This window comes from Rhizobium sp. P1_E1, from assembly GCF_056406015.1.
Genome location: NZ_JBFUAY010000516.1, coordinates 1 through 1,188, shown reverse-complemented (window position 1 = coordinate 1,188; position 1,188 = coordinate 1). Strand labels below are relative to the sequence as shown.

Annotated in this window: 1 protein-coding gene and 1 pseudogene; both read left to right on the top strand. The window is 56.3% G+C overall.

Going from position 1 to position 1,188, the window contains the following annotated elements; all coding sequences use genetic code 11:
• Positions 1 to 248 (top strand): annotated as a pseudogene (locus AC1D1Z_RS37610) (carbohydrate ABC transporter permease); the annotation flags it as partial.
• A 27-nt stretch (positions 249 to 275) separates the two neighbouring features.
• On the top strand, positions 276 to 1,188 hold a 913-nt coding region (locus AC1D1Z_RS37605; protein ID WP_477853919.1), incomplete at its 3' end, for a Gfo/Idh/MocA family protein.

Genomic DNA, 1,188 nt, shown 5'->3' with positions numbered 1-1,188 from the left:
GCATCATCGTAACCTCGATGTTTGCCTTCGTGTTCGCATGGAATAACGCGGCTTTTCCGCTGGTGCTGAGTTCGCGCTCCACCGCCACCCTTCCGATCGGAACACTTGGATATTTCGCGACAAGCGGCGTGACGTGGAACTACATCGCCGCCGCCGCAGTGCTCGCGATGATACCGCCGATGATCATCTTCCTTGTTTTCGATCGATACGTCGTTCGAGGCCTCACCTTTGGTTCGGTGAAGGGCTGAGTTTTCCCTTATGAATGGAGTAATGCAATGAGCAAACTGCGAATGGGTGTCATCGGCGCCGGTCTTTGGGGGGGCAATCATGCCCATACCTTTAATGTCCTGCCGGAGACCGAGCTGGTGGGCGTCTGCGACCTTGATGAGGGCAGGGCGTTGAAGATGAAAGAAAGCTTCGGGGCAACACAGGCTTTCACCGATTACCACAAGCTGATCTCCAGCGATGAGATCGATGCGATCTCGGTTGCGACACCTGACTTTACCCACACGCCGATCATTCTGGCCGCTCTGAAAGCCGACAAACACGTATTGAGCGAAAAACCGCTTGCGACGACAGTGCGCGAAGCCGAGGAGATTGCTGCGGCCGCTGTAGACTCCAAGGGCAAGCTGATGATTGATTTCCATAATCGTGTGAATCCCATCCTCGCCCAGGTCCGCGACATGATCCAGGGCGGCCAGATCGGCTTGGCAAAGCACGGCACCGCGCGTCTTTCGAATACGACATTCGTTCCGTTCGAAATGTTGAGCTGGGCTGCGAAGTCTTCTGCACTCTGGTTCCTGGGCAGTCATCTGGTCGATGTCCTGCGCTTCATCCTGGCGGACGAGGTCGTACGGGTTTATTCCGTCGCCCGCTCGGGGACCCTGTCGGCCGGCGGCGTGGATACAAAGGATTTCCATGTCTCGGTGCTTGAATTTTCCAAGGGCACGGTCGTGACCATGGAGAACAGCTGGATCCTGTCGCGTGACAATCCTTCGCTTGTCGATTTCAAGATCGAGTTTGTCGGTGAAAAGGGCCAGGTCCAGGCGGACCCCACCCACAATGGCGGCCTGCGAAAGATCGTCGACGGCGGACTAAAATACAATGACTATATCGGCATAACACCAACCGGCGCGACGCGTATCGGCGGCTTTGTCCTGGAATCCATCGCTCGCTTTGTCGATAGCG